A 544-nucleotide genomic window follows, 5' to 3' on the forward strand; every position below is an offset into this window, starting at 1 on the left:
GCGGGCTGACCACCTACGAGGAGCAGACCCGGGCACGGGCCGAGCGCGGCCCGACCTCGGTCAGCCCCTACCTGCTGCCCGGCATGCTGCCGAACATGGCCGCCGCCCGCATCGCCATCAAGTACGGGGCGCGCGGCTGGAGTTCGGCCATCGCCACCGCCTGCTCGGCCGGCGCCCACGCGGTGGCCGAGGCCGCGCGGCTGATCCGCTACGGCGAGGCCGACGTCGTGATCTGCGGCGGCGCCGAGGCCCCGCTCAACCCGACGTCGGCGCTGGCCTTCGCGCACGCCCGGGCCCTTGCCAGCGGCTGGGACGACCCGGAGCGGGCCAGCCGGCCCTTCGACCGGCGGCGCAACGGCTTCGTGCTGGCCGAGGGCGCGGGCGTGCTGGTCGTGGAGCGGGCCGAACACGCGGACGCGCGGGGCGCGGCGGGCTACGCCGACCTCGTCGGCTGGGGCGCGACCACCGACGCGTACCGGCCGACGGCGCCCAGGCCCGACGGCGAGGGAGCGGCGCACAGCATGCGCGGCGCGCTGGCCACGGC

General features: G+C 78.5%; 1 protein-coding gene. It reads left to right on the top strand.

Features of this window, described 5'->3' with window-relative positions; translation table 11 throughout:
- Positions 1-544 (top strand): beta-ketoacyl synthase (locus KUM32_RS42160; RefSeq protein WP_302185275.1); only part of this gene is annotated, 544 nt, incomplete at both ends.

The organism is Streptomyces sp. AC627_RSS907 (assembly GCF_019049165.1).